The sequence below is a fragment of the Mesorhizobium sp. M0968 genome, from assembly GCF_040319065.1.
Lineage (GTDB): Bacteria > Pseudomonadota > Alphaproteobacteria > Rhizobiales > Rhizobiaceae > Mesorhizobium.
The window spans coordinates 208,525-222,830 of the sequence record NZ_JAMYNL010000007.1 but is presented as its reverse complement, the minus strand read 5'-3'; the positions used below and the strand labels follow the sequence as shown (position 1 = coordinate 222,830).

The 14,306-nt window shown below is 62.7% G+C and carries 19 protein-coding genes; 9 read left to right on the top strand and 10 right to left on the bottom strand.

What is annotated here, in order from left to right:
• Window positions 1–3: 3 nt before the first annotated feature.
• The 8 genes from NKH67_RS15580 to NKH67_RS15545 all read left to right on the top strand — a co-directional run bounded on the left by NKH67_RS15580 (window position 4) and on the right by NKH67_RS15545 (window position 6,115).
• A complete protein-coding gene (locus NKH67_RS15580) occupies window positions 4–429 on the top strand; it encodes a GFA family protein (RefSeq protein ID WP_352501303.1) in 426 nt (141 codons plus the stop codon).
• 170 nt (window positions 430–599) lie between these two features.
• Window positions 600–2,273, top strand: a complete 1,674-nt coding sequence (locus NKH67_RS15575; RefSeq protein WP_352501302.1) for a LuxR C-terminal-related transcriptional regulator — start codon at window positions 600–602, stop codon at window positions 2,271–2,273.
• 208 nt (window positions 2,274–2,481) lie between these two features.
• The gene (locus tag NKH67_RS15570) at window positions 2,482–3,162 is read left to right on the top strand and encodes a hypothetical protein (protein WP_352501301.1); all 681 of its coding nucleotides are present in this window, start codon (window positions 2,482–2,484) and stop codon (window positions 3,160–3,162) included.
• A 225-nt stretch (window positions 3,163–3,387) separates the two neighbouring features.
• On the top strand, window positions 3,388–3,558 hold the full coding sequence (locus NKH67_RS15565) for a hypothetical protein (protein ID WP_352501300.1): 171 nt from the start codon (window positions 3,388–3,390) through the stop codon (window positions 3,556–3,558).
• Between the two features lie 327 nt (window positions 3,559–3,885).
• Window positions 3,886–4,413 carry a c-type cytochrome gene (locus NKH67_RS15560; protein ID WP_502893757.1) on the top strand — a complete coding sequence of 176 codons (528 nt, stop codon included), beginning with the start codon at window positions 3,886–3,888 and terminating at the stop codon, window positions 4,411–4,413.
• Between the two features lie 186 nt (window positions 4,414–4,599).
• The gene (locus tag NKH67_RS15555) at window positions 4,600–4,851 is read left to right on the top strand and encodes a LuxR C-terminal-related transcriptional regulator (protein ID WP_352501299.1); all 252 of its coding nucleotides are present in this window, start codon (window positions 4,600–4,602) and stop codon (window positions 4,849–4,851) included.
• Between the two features lie 109 nt (window positions 4,852–4,960).
• Window positions 4,961–5,623: a hypothetical protein gene (locus NKH67_RS15550; RefSeq protein WP_352614409.1), complete on the top strand. Its 663-nt coding sequence runs from the start codon at window positions 4,961–4,963 to the stop codon at window positions 5,621–5,623.
• Window positions 5,624–5,662: 39 nt separating this feature from the next.
• Window positions 5,663–6,115, top strand: coding sequence for a nuclear transport factor 2 family protein (locus NKH67_RS15545; protein ID WP_352501298.1), 453 nt, complete (start codon window positions 5,663–5,665; stop codon window positions 6,113–6,115).
• A 434-nt stretch (window positions 6,116–6,549) separates the two neighbouring features.
• On the opposite strand, the gene NKH67_RS15540 is transcribed toward NKH67_RS15545, so the two are convergent.
• Window positions 6,550–6,684 (bottom strand): LysR family transcriptional regulator, encoded by a 135-nt coding sequence (locus tag NKH67_RS15540; protein WP_352501297.1) that lies wholly within the window; start codon window positions 6,682–6,684, stop codon window positions 6,550–6,552.
• A gap of 74 nt (window positions 6,685–6,758) precedes the next feature.
• Between NKH67_RS15540 and NKH67_RS15535 the strand changes: the two genes are divergently transcribed.
• Window positions 6,759–7,004, top strand: a complete 246-nt coding sequence (locus NKH67_RS15535) for a hypothetical protein (protein ID WP_352501296.1) — start codon at window positions 6,759–6,761, stop codon at window positions 7,002–7,004.
• Window positions 7,005–7,085: 81 nt separating this feature from the next.
• Here NKH67_RS15535 and NKH67_RS15530 read toward each other — a convergent pair whose 3' ends face one another.
• The 9 genes from NKH67_RS15530 to NKH67_RS15490 all read right to left on the bottom strand — a co-directional run bounded on the left by NKH67_RS15530 (window position 7,086) and on the right by NKH67_RS15490 (window position 14,259).
• Complete coding sequence (locus NKH67_RS15530; RefSeq protein WP_352473770.1) at window positions 7,086–7,829, bottom strand: amino acid ABC transporter ATP-binding protein; 744 nt, start codon at window positions 7,827–7,829, stop codon at window positions 7,086–7,088.
• 25 nt (window positions 7,830–7,854) lie between these two features.
• Complete coding sequence (locus NKH67_RS15525) at window positions 7,855–8,529, bottom strand: amino acid ABC transporter permease (RefSeq protein WP_023677250.1); 675 nt, start codon at window positions 8,527–8,529, stop codon at window positions 7,855–7,857.
• Window positions 8,526–9,197, bottom strand: a complete 672-nt coding sequence (locus NKH67_RS15520) for an amino acid ABC transporter permease (RefSeq protein ID WP_023720609.1) — start codon at window positions 9,195–9,197, stop codon at window positions 8,526–8,528. Before NKH67_RS15520 ends, NKH67_RS15525 begins: the two co-directional genes overlap by 4 nt.
• A 211-nt stretch (window positions 9,198–9,408) precedes the next feature.
• Window positions 9,409–10,197: an ABC transporter substrate-binding protein gene (locus NKH67_RS15515; protein ID WP_352501295.1), complete on the bottom strand. Its 789-nt coding sequence runs from the start codon at window positions 10,195–10,197 to the stop codon at window positions 9,409–9,411.
• A 110-nt stretch (window positions 10,198–10,307) separates the two neighbouring features.
• Window positions 10,308–11,471, bottom strand: a complete 1,164-nt coding sequence (locus NKH67_RS15510) for a saccharopine dehydrogenase family protein (protein ID WP_352501294.1) — start codon at window positions 11,469–11,471, stop codon at window positions 10,308–10,310.
• A complete protein-coding gene (locus NKH67_RS15505) occupies window positions 11,468–11,971 on the bottom strand; it encodes an Lrp/AsnC family transcriptional regulator (protein WP_023677254.1) in 504 nt (167 codons plus the stop codon). Before NKH67_RS15505 ends, NKH67_RS15510 begins: the two co-directional genes overlap by 4 nt.
• Before the next feature lie 317 nt (window positions 11,972–12,288).
• Window positions 12,289–12,462, bottom strand: coding sequence for a hypothetical protein (locus tag NKH67_RS15500; protein ID WP_352501292.1), 174 nt, complete (start codon window positions 12,460–12,462; stop codon window positions 12,289–12,291).
• 11 nt (window positions 12,463–12,473) lie between these two features.
• Window positions 12,474–13,331, bottom strand: a complete 858-nt coding sequence (locus NKH67_RS15495) for an acyltransferase family protein (protein ID WP_352501291.1) — start codon at window positions 13,329–13,331, stop codon at window positions 12,474–12,476.
• Window positions 13,332–13,533: 202 nt separating this feature from the next.
• On the bottom strand, window positions 13,534–14,259 hold the full coding sequence (locus NKH67_RS15490; protein WP_352501290.1) for a 3-keto-5-aminohexanoate cleavage protein: 726 nt from the start codon (window positions 14,257–14,259) through the stop codon (window positions 13,534–13,536).
• Window positions 14,260–14,306: the final 47 nt, after the last annotated feature.

Below are 14,306 nucleotides of genomic sequence, written 5' to 3'. Positions count from 1 at the left end.
GCCATGGTCACGCGTCGCGCCGAATGTTCCTGCGGTCAGCTATCGGCCATTTGTTCGGGCGAGCCGGTGCGCGTCTCCGTCTGCCATTGCCTGGCCTGCAAGCGGCGCACCGGCAGTGCCTTCAGCTTCAATACGCGGTTTGCCGAGAATGACGTATCGATCGAGGGGCGGGCAGCGGAATTCTCGCGCACCGGCGAGGAGGGTGGCCGCGTCATCTACAGCTTCTGCCCGGATTGCGGCACCACCGTCCACTACCGGATCGACACCCCAGCCCGGTCTGACCGCCATCCCGGTGGGTGCCTTCGCGGACCCTGCGTTCCCATCGCCCTTCCGGTCCTTCTACCACGAGAGCCGGCGCTGCCAGTGGGTCGAGGTCCGAACCGAACCTTTGGCGACGTTCGGCTGAAGACGCTGGTCGCCTCCGGCTGACGTTTCAGGATCAAACCCAATCACTCTGAACGACCGAGTTCGACCCGTTTCAGTCGTCCGGGACGTTCCCCATTCAGAGCGCTTTAAGTGCATTCCGGTCATTCGCGTTCGAGCATGCTATACTGCACCTTGGCTCCAAAGCAGCCATTGATGGCTAGGAACCAATGCGGATGGGCAGGTCAGACCGACAGCAATTCAACAGCGGCTCCTTGCAGGAGGCGGACCAGCTCGTGCTCGGTCGTGAGGCTTACGAGGAAAGGGCGTGGGACGACGCCTATCGGTTCTTCTCGCGTGCCGGCGAAGCGGCTCCGCTCGCAGTGGACGATCTCGAACGGCTGGCGATGTCGGCCTATTTGACCGGGCGCGACGAGGAGTACCTGCGGGCCCTGGAGCGAACCCATCATGCATATCTGGACGCGGGCGAGTGCCATCGGGCCGCCCGCTGCGCCTTCTGGCTTGGCCTGCGCCTTGTCTTTCGTAGGGAGATGGCTCAGGCGGCCGGCTGGTTTGGACGGGCGCATCGGCTGCTCGAACGCGAGCCACATGATTGCGCCGAACAGGGTTACCTGATGCTGCCCCATGTCGAACAGCAGCTTGCTTCGGGCAACCTTGAAGCGGCCTACGCTGCGGCGAGCGGCGCAGTCGAGATTGGCGAGCGCTTTGCGGACGTGGATCTGGTGGCCTGTGCACGGCACTTGCAGGGCCGTGTTCTGTTGCGCCAGCGGCGAACCGCGGAAGGTTTCGCGCTCCTGGACGAGGCGATGGTTTCGGTCACGGCCGGCGAATTGTCGCCGCTGCTTACCGGCTTGATCTACTGCAGCGTGATCGAAGCGTGTCAGCAAGTCCATGCTCTGGGCCGCGCACGCGAATGGACCTCCGCCCTGGGGCGATGGTGCGCCGAACAGCCCCAGCTGATCAGTTTCAGCGGCACCTGCCTGATGCATCGCGCCGAGATCAAGCGGCTCAGCGGCGCATGGCAGCACGCGATCGACGAAGCGCAGCAGGCCGTGGAGCGTTTGACGCAGTCGAACAATCGGAGAGATACGGCTGGAGCATGGTACCAGCTGGCGGAAGTATACCGCCTTCGCGGAGACTTTGACGTGGCCGAGCAGGCATATCGGAGTGCAAGCCAACATGGCTTCGAACCGCAGCCGGGCCTTGCCCTGTTGCGGTTGGCCGAAAGGCACATCGATGCGGCTGCGGCCGCAATCCGGCGCGTCATGGGCGCGACGACCGACCAACTGAAGCGCATTCGGCTGCTGCCTGCTCACGTCGAGATCATGCTGGCGGCTGATGACATCGAGGAAGCACGGCGTGCCTGCCACGAACTGGCGGACATTGGAGAAAGCTACGGAACCGAACCGCTACGCGCCCTTGCCGCTCACGCGCGGGGAGCGGTGGAACTGGCAGAAGGCGAAGCGCAGGCTGCATTGACTTGGCTGCGCCAGGCACTCGAGGGGTGGCAGCAAGTCGAAGCGCCATACGAAGCAGCGCGCGTAGGCGTCATGATAGGCCAGGCTTGCCGCGCCCTCGGTGACAACGATGGTGCGGAACTGGAGTTGCAGGCAGCCCGGACAGTGTTTCGGCAGCTCGGTGCGATGCCGGACCTTTCTCGTGTCGATATCCTGCTTGGCATGCGATCAGACGGAGCCCGCGGCCTCTCTGCCCGTGAACTGCAAGTTCTCCGCCTGGTCGCTGCCGGCAAAACCAACAAGCAAATCGCCAACGAACTGGATTTGAGCGGGAAGACAGTGGACAGGCACGTCAGCAATATTTTCAACAAGCTTGACGTCCCCACGCGCGCTGCCGCCACCGCCTGGGCCTACGAGCACCGCCTGGTTTGAGCAGGTCTGGCATGGGTCGAATCACCCATGCCGTCATCGGCGCCCATTGGGTGGTTCGCCCGAAGCGCCGCCCTCCCTTCCGCGCTAGCTTGCACTCGAAATCGATCGGCCATGGATGCGCGGCGCCACGGCGCAGCTCGCCCACAGATCGCGAGACGGACGCAGTGATCGCGCTGCGAACATCCGGCCACAATGAAGGGAAGTAGCGATGTCGCATGCCGATACCGGAATGCGGGTCGCGGGCGCCTGGCTTGCGATCGCTTCTGTACTCTTGGGTTTCGTCCTGATCGGTCACGGGCCGATTAATCCCGACCTCGCCCAGCAAATGCAGGCCATCGCCAGTGGCGTCACCCTGTGGGTGGTCGTGCATTGGGCCGCCGCGGCAGCACTTTCGCTGTTCGTCGTCGCGAGCCTGATCGTGCTGACCGCCGGCTCTCGACTGACCGAACGCTGGTGGACCCTATCCGCCTGGGCGGTGGTGGCCGTCGGCGCGCTCTGGACGATGACAACCGCCGTGGCCGAGGCCACCACCGTCGCCGATGCCGTCGCCGCCAACGACATGGCGCGATTCGCGGTCTGGTGGGCCTTCGCCGAGGGCAAGGCCAACGGCTTCATGTTCCTCTGCCTGGCGGTTGCCGTGATCGCCGGCAATGAGACGCTGAGCCGGCAACAGGTAACGCCGACCTGGGCGTCACTGGTCGGAGTCGTGGCCGGGCTTGGTGCCTTCGTCGGATGGCCGCTGGGCATGTGGTTCGGCATCGGGCTGGGCAGCCTCGTCTGGGTTGCGTCGTCTTTTGTAATGGCCCTGTGGACGTTGTGGTTCGGGTTGGGGCTCGCGCGAGCCGAGAACAGCGTGTCGAAAGCTCGCAGCGCGAGCTTCAGCGCGTGAGCACCCCAAGAGGCCAGCGGCGTCCTATCAACATCAGGGAGGTCATGATGACTCACGTTGAAGGTTACACCGCCACCCCGGCAGCAATTGAAGATAGCGCCGATGTCAAAGCTGAAGGCGTGCGGCAAATGTCGGCTATTGTTTAGGGTTACGGATGCCGGCCAACAGGTGTTGGCTTGGCGCGAGGGCCGGCGTCCGAAAGCCTCCAGGGAAAGAACCCGCGGGATGGAGGGCGTGGTTCCGGCGCTATGGGGATTTGACGGTTCCGCGTGGTTCGCGGTGGGTGCACTGATGCGGCTGACAGGTGGGACTGCTCAGGTTGACAGGCGCGCGCGGCCGGCCGAGGCGGCGCATGATGCGGTGTGGCGGCTGAAGAATCCGGTCGCCTGCGGCTGACGTTTCAGGATCAAACCCAATCACTCTGAACGACCGAGTTCGACCCGGTCCGACCGTCAAGGCATTTCAGGCGACGAAGTCGATCCATCAACGTGCGTGGCTCGATCGCGCCAAAAGAAGGCGTGTGCGTCGGCTGAGCAAGCTCCGTCACAGCTGCGCTCAACGGGTCGCGACAAGTGCCGACCATCCAATTGATCGCTGATGGTTACTACGTGCTGGCCATGCTAGAATTCAGCGTCCTCGACGTGGTTAAAATCGGGGAATTGCGACCGGTTGACGGCGCGGGAGGTCGACGGACAAACACGAACAGATCACAGGGAGGAAGCAATGTTTCGGACACCAGTTCATCTTGCATTCTTGACAGCGTCGATTGTTGCCCTGCCATCTTACGCGGCCATGGCCGATGACACACAGATCGCGCGCGGCGAATATCTGGTTACGATTGCCGGCTGCAGCGACTGTCACACATCCGGTTATTTCTTCGGGAAACCCGACATGTCGCGCTTCCTCGGCGGTTCGGACGTGGGCTTCGAGATTCCTGGTCTTGGTGTCTTTGTCGCCCGTAATATCACGCCTGACAGGGAGACCGGTATCGGAAGCTGGACCCCGGAGCAGATCGTCACCGCGATTCAGACCGGCGAACGGCCGGACGGCCGCATCCTGGCGCCGATCATGCCTTGGCGCGACTTCGCGCATCTCACCGCGGATGACGCCATGGCGATCGCGGCATTTCTCCAAAGTGTGAAGCCGGTCAGCCACCAGGTTCCCGGCCCGTTCAAACCCGGGGAAGCGGTGTCGACGTTCATGATGCGGATTATGCCGCCGGGGGAAGCCGCAGCCGCTGCAACGAAGTAGGGCGGGCTTTGATCGGAACGAGATTTTTCGTCGAATAATGGGTGAATGTCCGCCTTGGAGATGGTGAGGCCATGTCCGAACGGCAGAAATGGGTCGATTCGAGCCGTTGCGCGAAGGGCAGCTTTTGAGAAGCGCCATGAATGTCGCGATATTGGCGCTACCTACTCGTTCCCATCGACGAGACGAATGGCAGCATTCCACCCTTCCCGGTCCTCGGCGGCGGACGCGATGAACGGCTCGATTGAGCCCGAAACGAACTTCTGTCACATCGGTAACTTGCCGCCACCTCCTCAAATTGCCGGCGAGCTCGGTTTGAGCCAGCGGACGGTAGACCGTCACGTTAGCGATATCCTGACGCGGCTGAACGTGCGCACGCGCGCGGCAGCCACCGCCTTGGCGGTCGAGCACGGCCTGATCGGCATGGGCGTATCTGGGTAATCTTACCCAAGCCAAAATTTCTCGCTGCGTGGGTATTTACGCCGAAGCGGGCAACCGTGGCGCGGGTCTAAACTTCATGCCGTGGTAAAGGCCACAGGAGGTTTTCCCGATGCAAACGAATAATAACAGCATGAGCGGGCCGGGCGGTGTCTGGCTCGCCACCGGAACGCTGCTGCTGGCGGCTGCGCTCGTCTTTCACGGGCCACCGGACGCGGATTTGTCTGTTCAGATGCAGAATATCGCCGAGGGCCATGGGCGATGGGCTACGGTCCATTGGACGGCGGCAGCGGCGCTGTTCCTGATCGCCGGCGCTTCGTTCCTGAACCTGGCGCTCAACCCCCGGGTCCGGCATTCGCCGATGCTGAGTTCCGCCTGGATGGTGATGGCTCTCGGCGCCCTGACCACGTTCTCCACCGCGGTCGCCGAGGCATCGGTGGTCGCGGTCGCGGCCGACCGGGGTGACACCAACGCCTTCATGACCTGGTGGGCGTTTTCCGGCGGCATGGGTAACGGATTCTGGGCGCTAGCCTTGGCGACAGCGCTTGTCGCGTATCACGATGCCCGCGACAACGTTGGGATACTGCCCCGATGGGCCGCGATCGTCGGCTCGGCGTTCGGTATCCTTTCGGCAACCGGGTGGACACTCGGTGAGCAGCTCGGGATCGGCATCGGGGGTCCGATCTGGCTGATTTCCTCGCTTCTCATGTGCCTGTGGCTCGCGTGGTACGGGCTGTCCTCAAGCAGCGTCCGGTCGGGGCAAGCCACGGCGTAAAGCGCCTAATCCAGCATCATCTTGAGACAGGAGGAAAAAATGTCCCTTCAAACGAAGGAAATCGAGGCGACGATCCACGACATCCACGGATTCTTCACCGACTGGGTGGCGGGCCGATGCCCTGGCGACGACGCGACGTTCAAGAAGAACGCGCTCGACCGGATCAGCGACGATCTGGTCGCCATCATGCCGGGCGGCAGGGCGTTCGGGAAAAATGATTTCGCAGGTTACATGAAGAGCATCTACGGATCGAATCCGGCCTTCCGTATCAAAATACGCGACATCCGGATCAGCCATCAAAGCGCCGACGTGGCGGTCGTGAACTACCACGAATGGCAACGCGACGCGAAGGACTCCGATCAACCGAACAATGGCCGGGTCACGACGATGGTGATCCGCGATCGCGGCTACAGCCGGGGGCCCGAGATCTTGCAAGTTCATGAAACCTGGCTCCCAGCCGATGTCGTTCAGTCCGCGGATTTCGCGTTCTGAGAAGCGTCGGTCCGAAACGGGCAGAGAAAGGAATTGCGCTGGCGGCACCATCGGCTCTGCCGGCGTCATGGAGCCAGAACTGTGCTTCTTTTCAGCCCGAATTGATCCACATTCAACGTCCGGCTAGCCCAGCAAGCCGGGCCATTCCATGCGTTCGCGTGGAGCGTCGGCTCGCCACCCATTGCTGCCGCTTGGTCGGCTGAACGCTTCGGCAGATCTTAGGCCCAGAGCGGACGCTAACCCGGCGCAAGATTTGGTCGCGAACAGGGCGGCCACGTCCGCAGGAGCCACGAAAGGAACCAGATCGGCGCTCCGGGGCAGGGATTTGGAAAGTATAATTACCTATGTTTCTGGTACTTTGAGGAAGTTCGGATAGGTCATCTGCGGGACATTCAACCGCAACCGGACCGGCAGGCTTTTCGGCAAAGCATCCCTCATTGCGGCAAGGATGAGCTCCAGCGCCGGTCCTGCCTGGCCCAAAACCTCTCGCCGGCTTCAGTCAGGCTCGTCGCCCTCGTGGTCCGCGTCAGAAGGGTCGCGCTAAGCCGCGCTTCCAGTTGCCTGATCATCTTGCTGATCGCCGACGGCGAGACCCGAAGTGTCTTGGCCGCGGCCGTGAAGTTGACCGGCGCCGCTGGTTCGCATGTTTCTTGGCGAACAGACGCCCGAAGCAGCGTTGGCCGCAGCCAACGATCCCGTCCCGGTCCCGGCCAAGAAACGCGGAAATCTATGCGAGGCCAATCTCTATGTCGCGGAGTTTTACCGGCTCGACGGCCGTGACGATGAAGCCTTGCGGCGGTACCGGCTTGCGGTACGCGACTGCCCCCACGACTTCATCGAATATGTCGCGGCAGGCAAGGCACTGCGCGCGCTCGGTGTGTCGCCATAGCGCTGCGGATGATCCATTGTAGGCTCGAGCGCAACCTCGGCGCAAAGGCGACGGCAGGTTCGGTGCGTATTGTCGCTGCTGTCAATGCCGCAGGATCTTGCTCAGAAAAGCGCGGCTGCGGTCGGTCTTCGGGTTGGAGAAGAACTCATCCGGCGTGCCGCTTTCGACGATGGCGCCGGCGTCCATGAACACGACGCGCTGGGCGACCTTGCGGGCAAAGCCCATCTCGTGCGTCACCACCATCATGGTCATACCTTCCTCCGCCACCGCGACCATGACGTCGAGCACTTCCGAGATCATCTCGGGATCGAGCGCCGAGGTCGGCTCGTCGAACAGCATGATCTTGGGGCGCATGCCGAGGCAGCGCGCGATCGCCACGCGCTGCTGCTGGCCACCAGACAGCTGCGCCGGATAGGCGTTCACCTTGTCGGCGAGGCCGACCTTGGCGAGCAATTCGCGCCCGGCCTTCTCGGCTTCAGCGCGCGGGATCTTGCGGACATGGATCGGCGCCAGGGTGACGTTCTCGAGCGCCGTCTTGTGCGGATAGAGGTTGAACGACTGGAAGACGAAGCCGATCTCGGTGCGCAGCCGCGTCATGTTGGTGGCGGGGTCGCCGAGGCGCTGGCCGTCGACCGTCAGGTCGCCGTCGCGGATCGTCTCCAGCCCATTGATGCAGCGGATCAGGGTGCTCTTGCCCGAGCCGCTCGGGCCGCAGACGACGACCACTTCGCGCGGCTCGACGCTGAGCTTGATGTCCTTCAGCACGTTGAGCGTGCCGAACCATTTGTTGACGCCGCGAAATTCGATCATGCCGGTTTTGGTCATATTGCCGGACCCTTGAGGTTCGATGTCACAACTGCACCTCGCCATGCGCCGCGCCCATGCGTTGCTCCAGCCGGCGGGCCAGCATGATCAGGGGGTAACAGACGATGAAGTAACCGAGCCCGACCAGGAAGAAGACCAGCAGCCCATTGGGTACACGCTGCACCACCAGCCAGCCGACGCGGGTGAGGTCGGTGAGGCCGATGGCCGAGACGACCGAGGAATCCTTGATCAGCAGCACATATTGCCCGACCAGCGGCGGCAGCACGATGCGCATCGCCTGCGGCAGCACTACCTGGCGCATGCGCTGCCAGCGCGACAGGCCGGACGCAAGCGCTGCCTCGACCTGGCCGGTCGGCACCGAGCGGATGCCGGCGACGACGATCTCGCAGATGAAGCAGGCGGCCAGGTTGGTCAGCGCGATGATGCCGGCGGTGAAGGCGTCGAGCTCGATGCCGAGTTCCGGCAGGATGAAGAAGATCAGGAAGATCTGCACCAGGAACGGCGTGCCGCGGATCAGGTCGACCCAGGCGCCGATCGCGCCGCTGATCAGCCGGTTGCCGCCGGTGCGCAGGATGCCGAGGCCGAAGCCGAGCAGCGTGCCCAGCACCAGGCTGATCAGCGACAGCACCACGGTCATGCCGAGGCCGCGCAAGGCGAGGGGATAGCTGCCGGCGATGCTTTGCAGCTGCTGCCAGATCATGTCCGTGCCCCCGCCAGGCCGAGCCAGCGCCCGGAGAGCGCCGCCAGCCCCTTCAGCCCGTAATAGAGCAGGAGGTAGAAGGCGGCGATGGTGATGAAACCTTCCGCCGGCATGAAGCGGTCGGAGGCGAGCAATTGTCCGGCGCGCGTCAGTTCGGCGACCGAGATCAGCGACAACAGGGCGGAATCCTTGACCAGCACGATTGCCTGGCCGAGCAGCGGCGGGATCGTCACCTTGAACGCCTGCGGCAGGATGACGAGGCGCATGCGCTGGACATAGGTCATGCCCGAAGCAACGCCGGCCTCCACTTGGCCGCGCGGGATCGACAGGATGCCGGCGCGGATGATCTCGGCGACATAGGCGCCGCTGTTCAGCGACAGGGCCAAGATGCCGACGACGAGCTCGGGCAGGACGAAGCCGAGCCGCGGCAGGCCGAAATAGAGGAAATAAAGCTGCGCCAGCAGCGGCGTGGCGCGCACCGCGTCGATATAGGCCTTGGCCGGGACGCGGAACAGCCGGCCGCGCTGCAGGTTCATGGCGGCGAGCACGATGCCGACGGCGAGCGCGCCGGCAAAGGAGAGGACAGACAGCCACACGGTCGTGACGAGGCCCTGCCCGAACAGGGGCAGATATTCGACGATGGTGCGGAAGCTGAAGTTTTCGAGCATTTTGGACGGTGAATGGTGAATGGTGAATGGTGAATAGTGAGTAGTGAGTAGGGAATAGTGAATAGGGAATTTGGAATGGGAGCAGCGAGTAGCGAGTAGCGAGTAGCGAGTAGCGAGTAGCGAGTAGCGAGTAGCTCTTCTCTACTCCCTGCTCCCTACTCCCCTACTCCCTACTTACTACTTACTATTCACCATTCACCATTCACTCTACTTAGTGATCCTTCTTCCAGGCGTCGGAATTGACCCAGTAATCGAGGTTCTTCTGCAGGCGGCCGTCGAGGCTGACCTGGTCGAGGAACAGGTTCATCCAGACCAGCAGGTCCTGCTCGTCATAGCGTGTGGCGAAGGCCAGCGGCTCTTTCGACAGCATGTCCGGCATGATGATGAAGCTGCCGGCCGGGTAAGCGGTCGACTGGCCCTTGACCGCCGAGACGTCGTTGACGCCGCAATCGGCCTGGCCGTTGTTGACGGCGTCGAGCAGCAGTGGGCCGCCGCCCTTGTAGCTCTTGATGTCGGCATCGGGGAAGGCGGCCTTGGCTTCCTTCTCGCCGGTGGCGCCGAGCAGCACGGCGATCTTGGTGCCCTTGGCCTTGCAGTCCTCGGTGGACTTGAAGGCGGTCCCAGCCTTGGTGAAGACTGTGCTGCCCGTGTACATGTAAGGCTTGGTGAAGGCGACCTTCATGCCACGCGCCAGTGTCGGGGTCATGTCGGCGACCAGAAGATCGGCCTTGCCCGACAGCAGCGCCGGGATCAGGCCGTCCCAGTCGAAGTCGAGGAAGGTGATCTTGACGCCCATTTCCTTGGCCATCAGTTCGGCGAGTTCGACCGAACTGCCGGTGCGTTCGCCGGCAGCACCCACCAGCGAGAAGGGCGGTCCCTGCGTCTGCACGGCGACGCGCAACTCACCGCGCTTGGTGATCTCGTCGAGCGTTCCCGCACCGGCGGCAGCGGTAAGGCCGGCGAGCGCAAGGCCGGCGATGAAAAGCTTGGCAATCTTCATTTGGGCATTCCTCCTTGTTTCGTTTGTTGTTCCACTTGTTATTTCACCCCATCGAGGTGCTTTTTGAGCGGCAGCGCCGTTGCCGGCGGCGACCACCGTTCGAAAATCCTTCAGTCCCAGCTCACCGTTTCGGCAACCTTGATGCCGCGCCTGGCCAGCTCATCGAGGAAGCGGCCATCGGGAACATGCAGCAGCGGATTGAGCAGGCCGGGCGCGGCGATCTCGCGCCGTGCCAGCATCTGCGCCACAATGCTGGCGGGATAGCCGACGCCGAGGCTCATGCCGAATAGGCCCGAGGCGAGGTCGCGTTCGATGACCAGCTCCGAGGTCACCGTCTTGCGGCGGTCGCCTTCGCTGCCGACAAAGACGTTGCGCATCACGCAAAGGTCCTTTTCGTCGGCGCCATATTGCAGTTGCGGGGCAAGCAGCCGGCCGAGGAATTCGCGTGGGCTGGCACCGGTGCTTTGCACCTTGTCCTCGGACAGGAAGCCGAGCTGCTTCAGCGGCGCCCAGAACGCCGACCAGCCGGGCCAGCGAAGCGAATAGCGGCCGGAGCGCTGCAGCCCCTTGGCGGCGGCGAGCATGCCGGCATAATGCGGCGCGTCGCCATTGGGGAAGGCTTCGAGCCTGCCCAGTCCCGCCACCTCGATCTCGTGGATGAAACGATTGTCGTGCTGGCGGGCGGCCGGCACATCGACCCGTTTGCCGTGCTCGACCAGCACGCTGTCGCGGTTCTGGCTGACCAGAACCATGTCGAAATTCCAGCTCACCTTGTAGCGCAGCGGCTCGACCACCGCCTTCGGCTCGGGAATGCCGCCGCAGTAGGAATCGATCGCGGTGATGGTGTCGAACTGGCTGGCGGCGCGCGCGTAGAGCACCAGGTCGATGCCGGGGTCGAGCCCGCATTCGGTCACGATCGACACGCCGGCCTTTTCGGCCTCGGGAGCGAGATCGGCGATGGCCTTGCCGTAATTGGTGGTGACCAGCGGCGTGCGCGTCGCGATCGCCGCCTGCACCGCGTCGCGCATCAGCGGCTGCGGCAACAGGTCGATGACCGCATCGACGTCCTTCATCACATCGGCCAGCACCGGACCGATCGCGCCCTCCGGCACTACAAAACGCACGCGGGCAAGGTCGGTCAGGCCGCCGAGCCGCGCAGCGCCGCCGGTTGCAGTGTCGACGCAGACCACTTGCTCGACGCCGTCGCTGGCAACGAGGTCGGCGATAGCCGCCCGGCCTTGCAGGCCGAGCCCGCCGAGAACCGCGATCTTCATGCCATTTCCTTCCGCGTCTCGTCCGACCAGCAACCTTCCGGCAGGCTGACCCATTTGTTGCAGGACGCCATGACGACGAAGGTCTCGCTGCGCACCACCTCACCCGGCTCGCCGGCGCCGGGGATCAGCTCGCTGGTGACGCGGTAGAGATCGGCGACATCGCCGGCCACGGTTACGTCGACGATGATGTCGAAGCGCCCGGTGACGACGGCGGCCGAGTTCACGAAAGGCAATTCGGAGATGCGCTGCGCCAGTTCCCGGGCCCGGCCGCGCCCTTGCGCGTTGATGCCGACGATGGCCGAGATCAGTTCGGGGCGCTCGGTCAGGTTGAGCAGCCCAACGATCTTGAGCAGGTTGCGGTCGAGCAGGTTGCGCAGCCGCATGCGCACCGTCGGCACCGAGATCGCCATCTTCTCAGCAAGGCGGTTGACGCCAAGCTGCGCGTCCTGCGACAGCAGCTTGACCAGTCGCCGGTCGGTCTGATCGAGATGTTCCCGCAAACGCTCAGGCTTTCATAAAAAGAAAGAAACGATTGGATTTTTTTCAGATATGAAAAATACCTTATGAGAGATTTTTAACAACGGCAAGAGCCATGTCATCCGCCGTGCCGCTGCGCCTATCGGCAGTTTCGTCGATGTCGCCACATTTTGTTCTTGCTTTGTGCCGGCAGCTATGCTATTAATTTGGATATGGTGCCAATTTGGCTCCAACGACCCGTCCTCCCGAGGCGGGTTTTTGTTTCCGGATCTTTTGAAGGCTCAGCGCCGCCGGTCTAAGATTGGCGGGACAGCGTGGTTCCGCGGAGCGCAGCCGCAACTCATGCCTTCACGTGACGGGCGGAAAGGCTCATCCGCGAAATGGCCAAAATCGGCTTTTCAACAAAACTGTAGCTGGCCAGGGAGACGGCAATGCAGGCGGTGACAATAACCATGCCAGCAAGCCATGGTGATACGCTGACGCTTGCAACGACAGGAGCGGTCGCAAGCAGCACGATAGGATGCGTCAGATAGAGAGAATAGGAGGCATCGCCCAACTTGCCAGCAGGCGAGGAGCAAAAAGCCGGAAATAGCTTTCCAGGCTGATGCAACCGGCGACAAGGATCAAGGCCGGGATTCCCTGAGCAAGGGTTCGCGGCAAGTTGAAGCCAAGTACCATCACCAGCATGGACACGATGGCGAACACGAGCGCCGAGACACCCAGGACGGTAGGCAAACGCGCCAGTCTGCCGACCAGGTGGCCGAGCGCCATGCCGGCAAGGAACTCAAACAGGATTGGCGTGGTATAGAAAAACAGCACAGTGTCGGCGGCGGGTTTGAAGACGATGCGCGCCGCTACGGCGATTGCAAAGACAACGCCGACCATGGCCATTTGCGTCAGCGTGCCGAAACGCATAGTCGCTGCGAACAGAATGTAAAACAGGATTTCCAGATTGAGCGTCCAACCCACGCCAAGCACCGGTTGGACATAGCCTGTGACCGTATCGAGATAGGCTATGAAAAGCAGGCTATTGGTGATCTGCTCAAGAAACACTGCACGACCGGCAAACAACCAAAGTGCGGCGACCATGAGGAAGGTCATAACCCAATAGAAGGGAACGACGCGCGTGAAGCGCTGCATCAAAAAAGCACGGTGGTCGGCGCGTCTGTTCTCTGTCGAGAGAACCATTACAAAACCACTAATGACGAAAAACAGGTCGACGCCGCTGTTTAGAACGGGAATACGCAGATCGAGCATGCCCAGCGCGGCCGGAAGATGATAGATAACAACCATGAGAGCTGCCAGCCCCCGCAGTACCTGTATCGATGTATACTGTTGAATCCGACGCGGCGCAGCGTGATCATTCTGTGGAATGATGTTCATCAAAAAATGGTCCCCGGTGCAGGAGAGCATTAACATACGTGATCGTTGATGTGCCGATTAATTGTTGGTTTAATTAACACGTAAAGTTTTAGATAAGTTTTATTGATATAGCGTGCGCCACATTTATGCTCGGCCGACTTTGGCCTGCCTCGTTGCCGAACTTGGCAGCTCCCCAGTGAAGAGGAGATTGGCCGTTCCCGCGCTAACGGCTGGACTCGAAGATAGCGACGGCTGCCGCTGTCAGCGCAGCGTTACTAGATGCTACTGTTCCATCAGGGAGCTCCTTGCCGTCTTCCAGTCCGACGCGCGTCGACCAACGGCGTTCCGCCGCCCGGTGCACGAAAGGCCAGACCGTGGCGTCGGCGCCGTGCAGCAGGATTGCCCGGCGCATTCCGGCGCCGTCGAGCACGGCGGCGATATCGTCGCTGATCTCCAGCGCAGCGTCCGGCTCCTGCTCGGAGATTTCGATCAGGATCCGCAGCACGCGTTTGCCATGGTCGAGGCTCACCAGGCGTTCGGCGTCGGCGACGGAGGCAAGCCCCGCCTCGATGCCAATGCCGCGCTGGCGCAGACGCTCCATGATAGCGGGCGCGGCGTCTTCGCTGAGATTGACCGAGGCATAGTCGGGCAGCTCGCTCCAAGCGGCGATCGCGGCCAGCGTCCGCTCGTCTTCATTCTCGATCCAGGCGCCGGTCGACACGCCGATCAGCGTTCCAGGGCAGGCGCGGCGGAGCGCCAGCACCGTCCGATCCATCGCCGCCGGAGCCAGGCTTTCGCGACCGTCCAGCCCGCGCACATGGACATGCAGCTCAGCCGCGTCGGTGGCGACGCAGGCGGCGCCATCGCGCGCCATGGCCTCCGCGTCGAGCGGCAGGTTGGGGTGGAAATCGGCGCTGCGCGCGCCATTGATGCAGGTCTGGACAATCATGCTATGGGCAGTCCGGTTGCGGTTGCTGCCAGTCTAGCGCGGGCCAG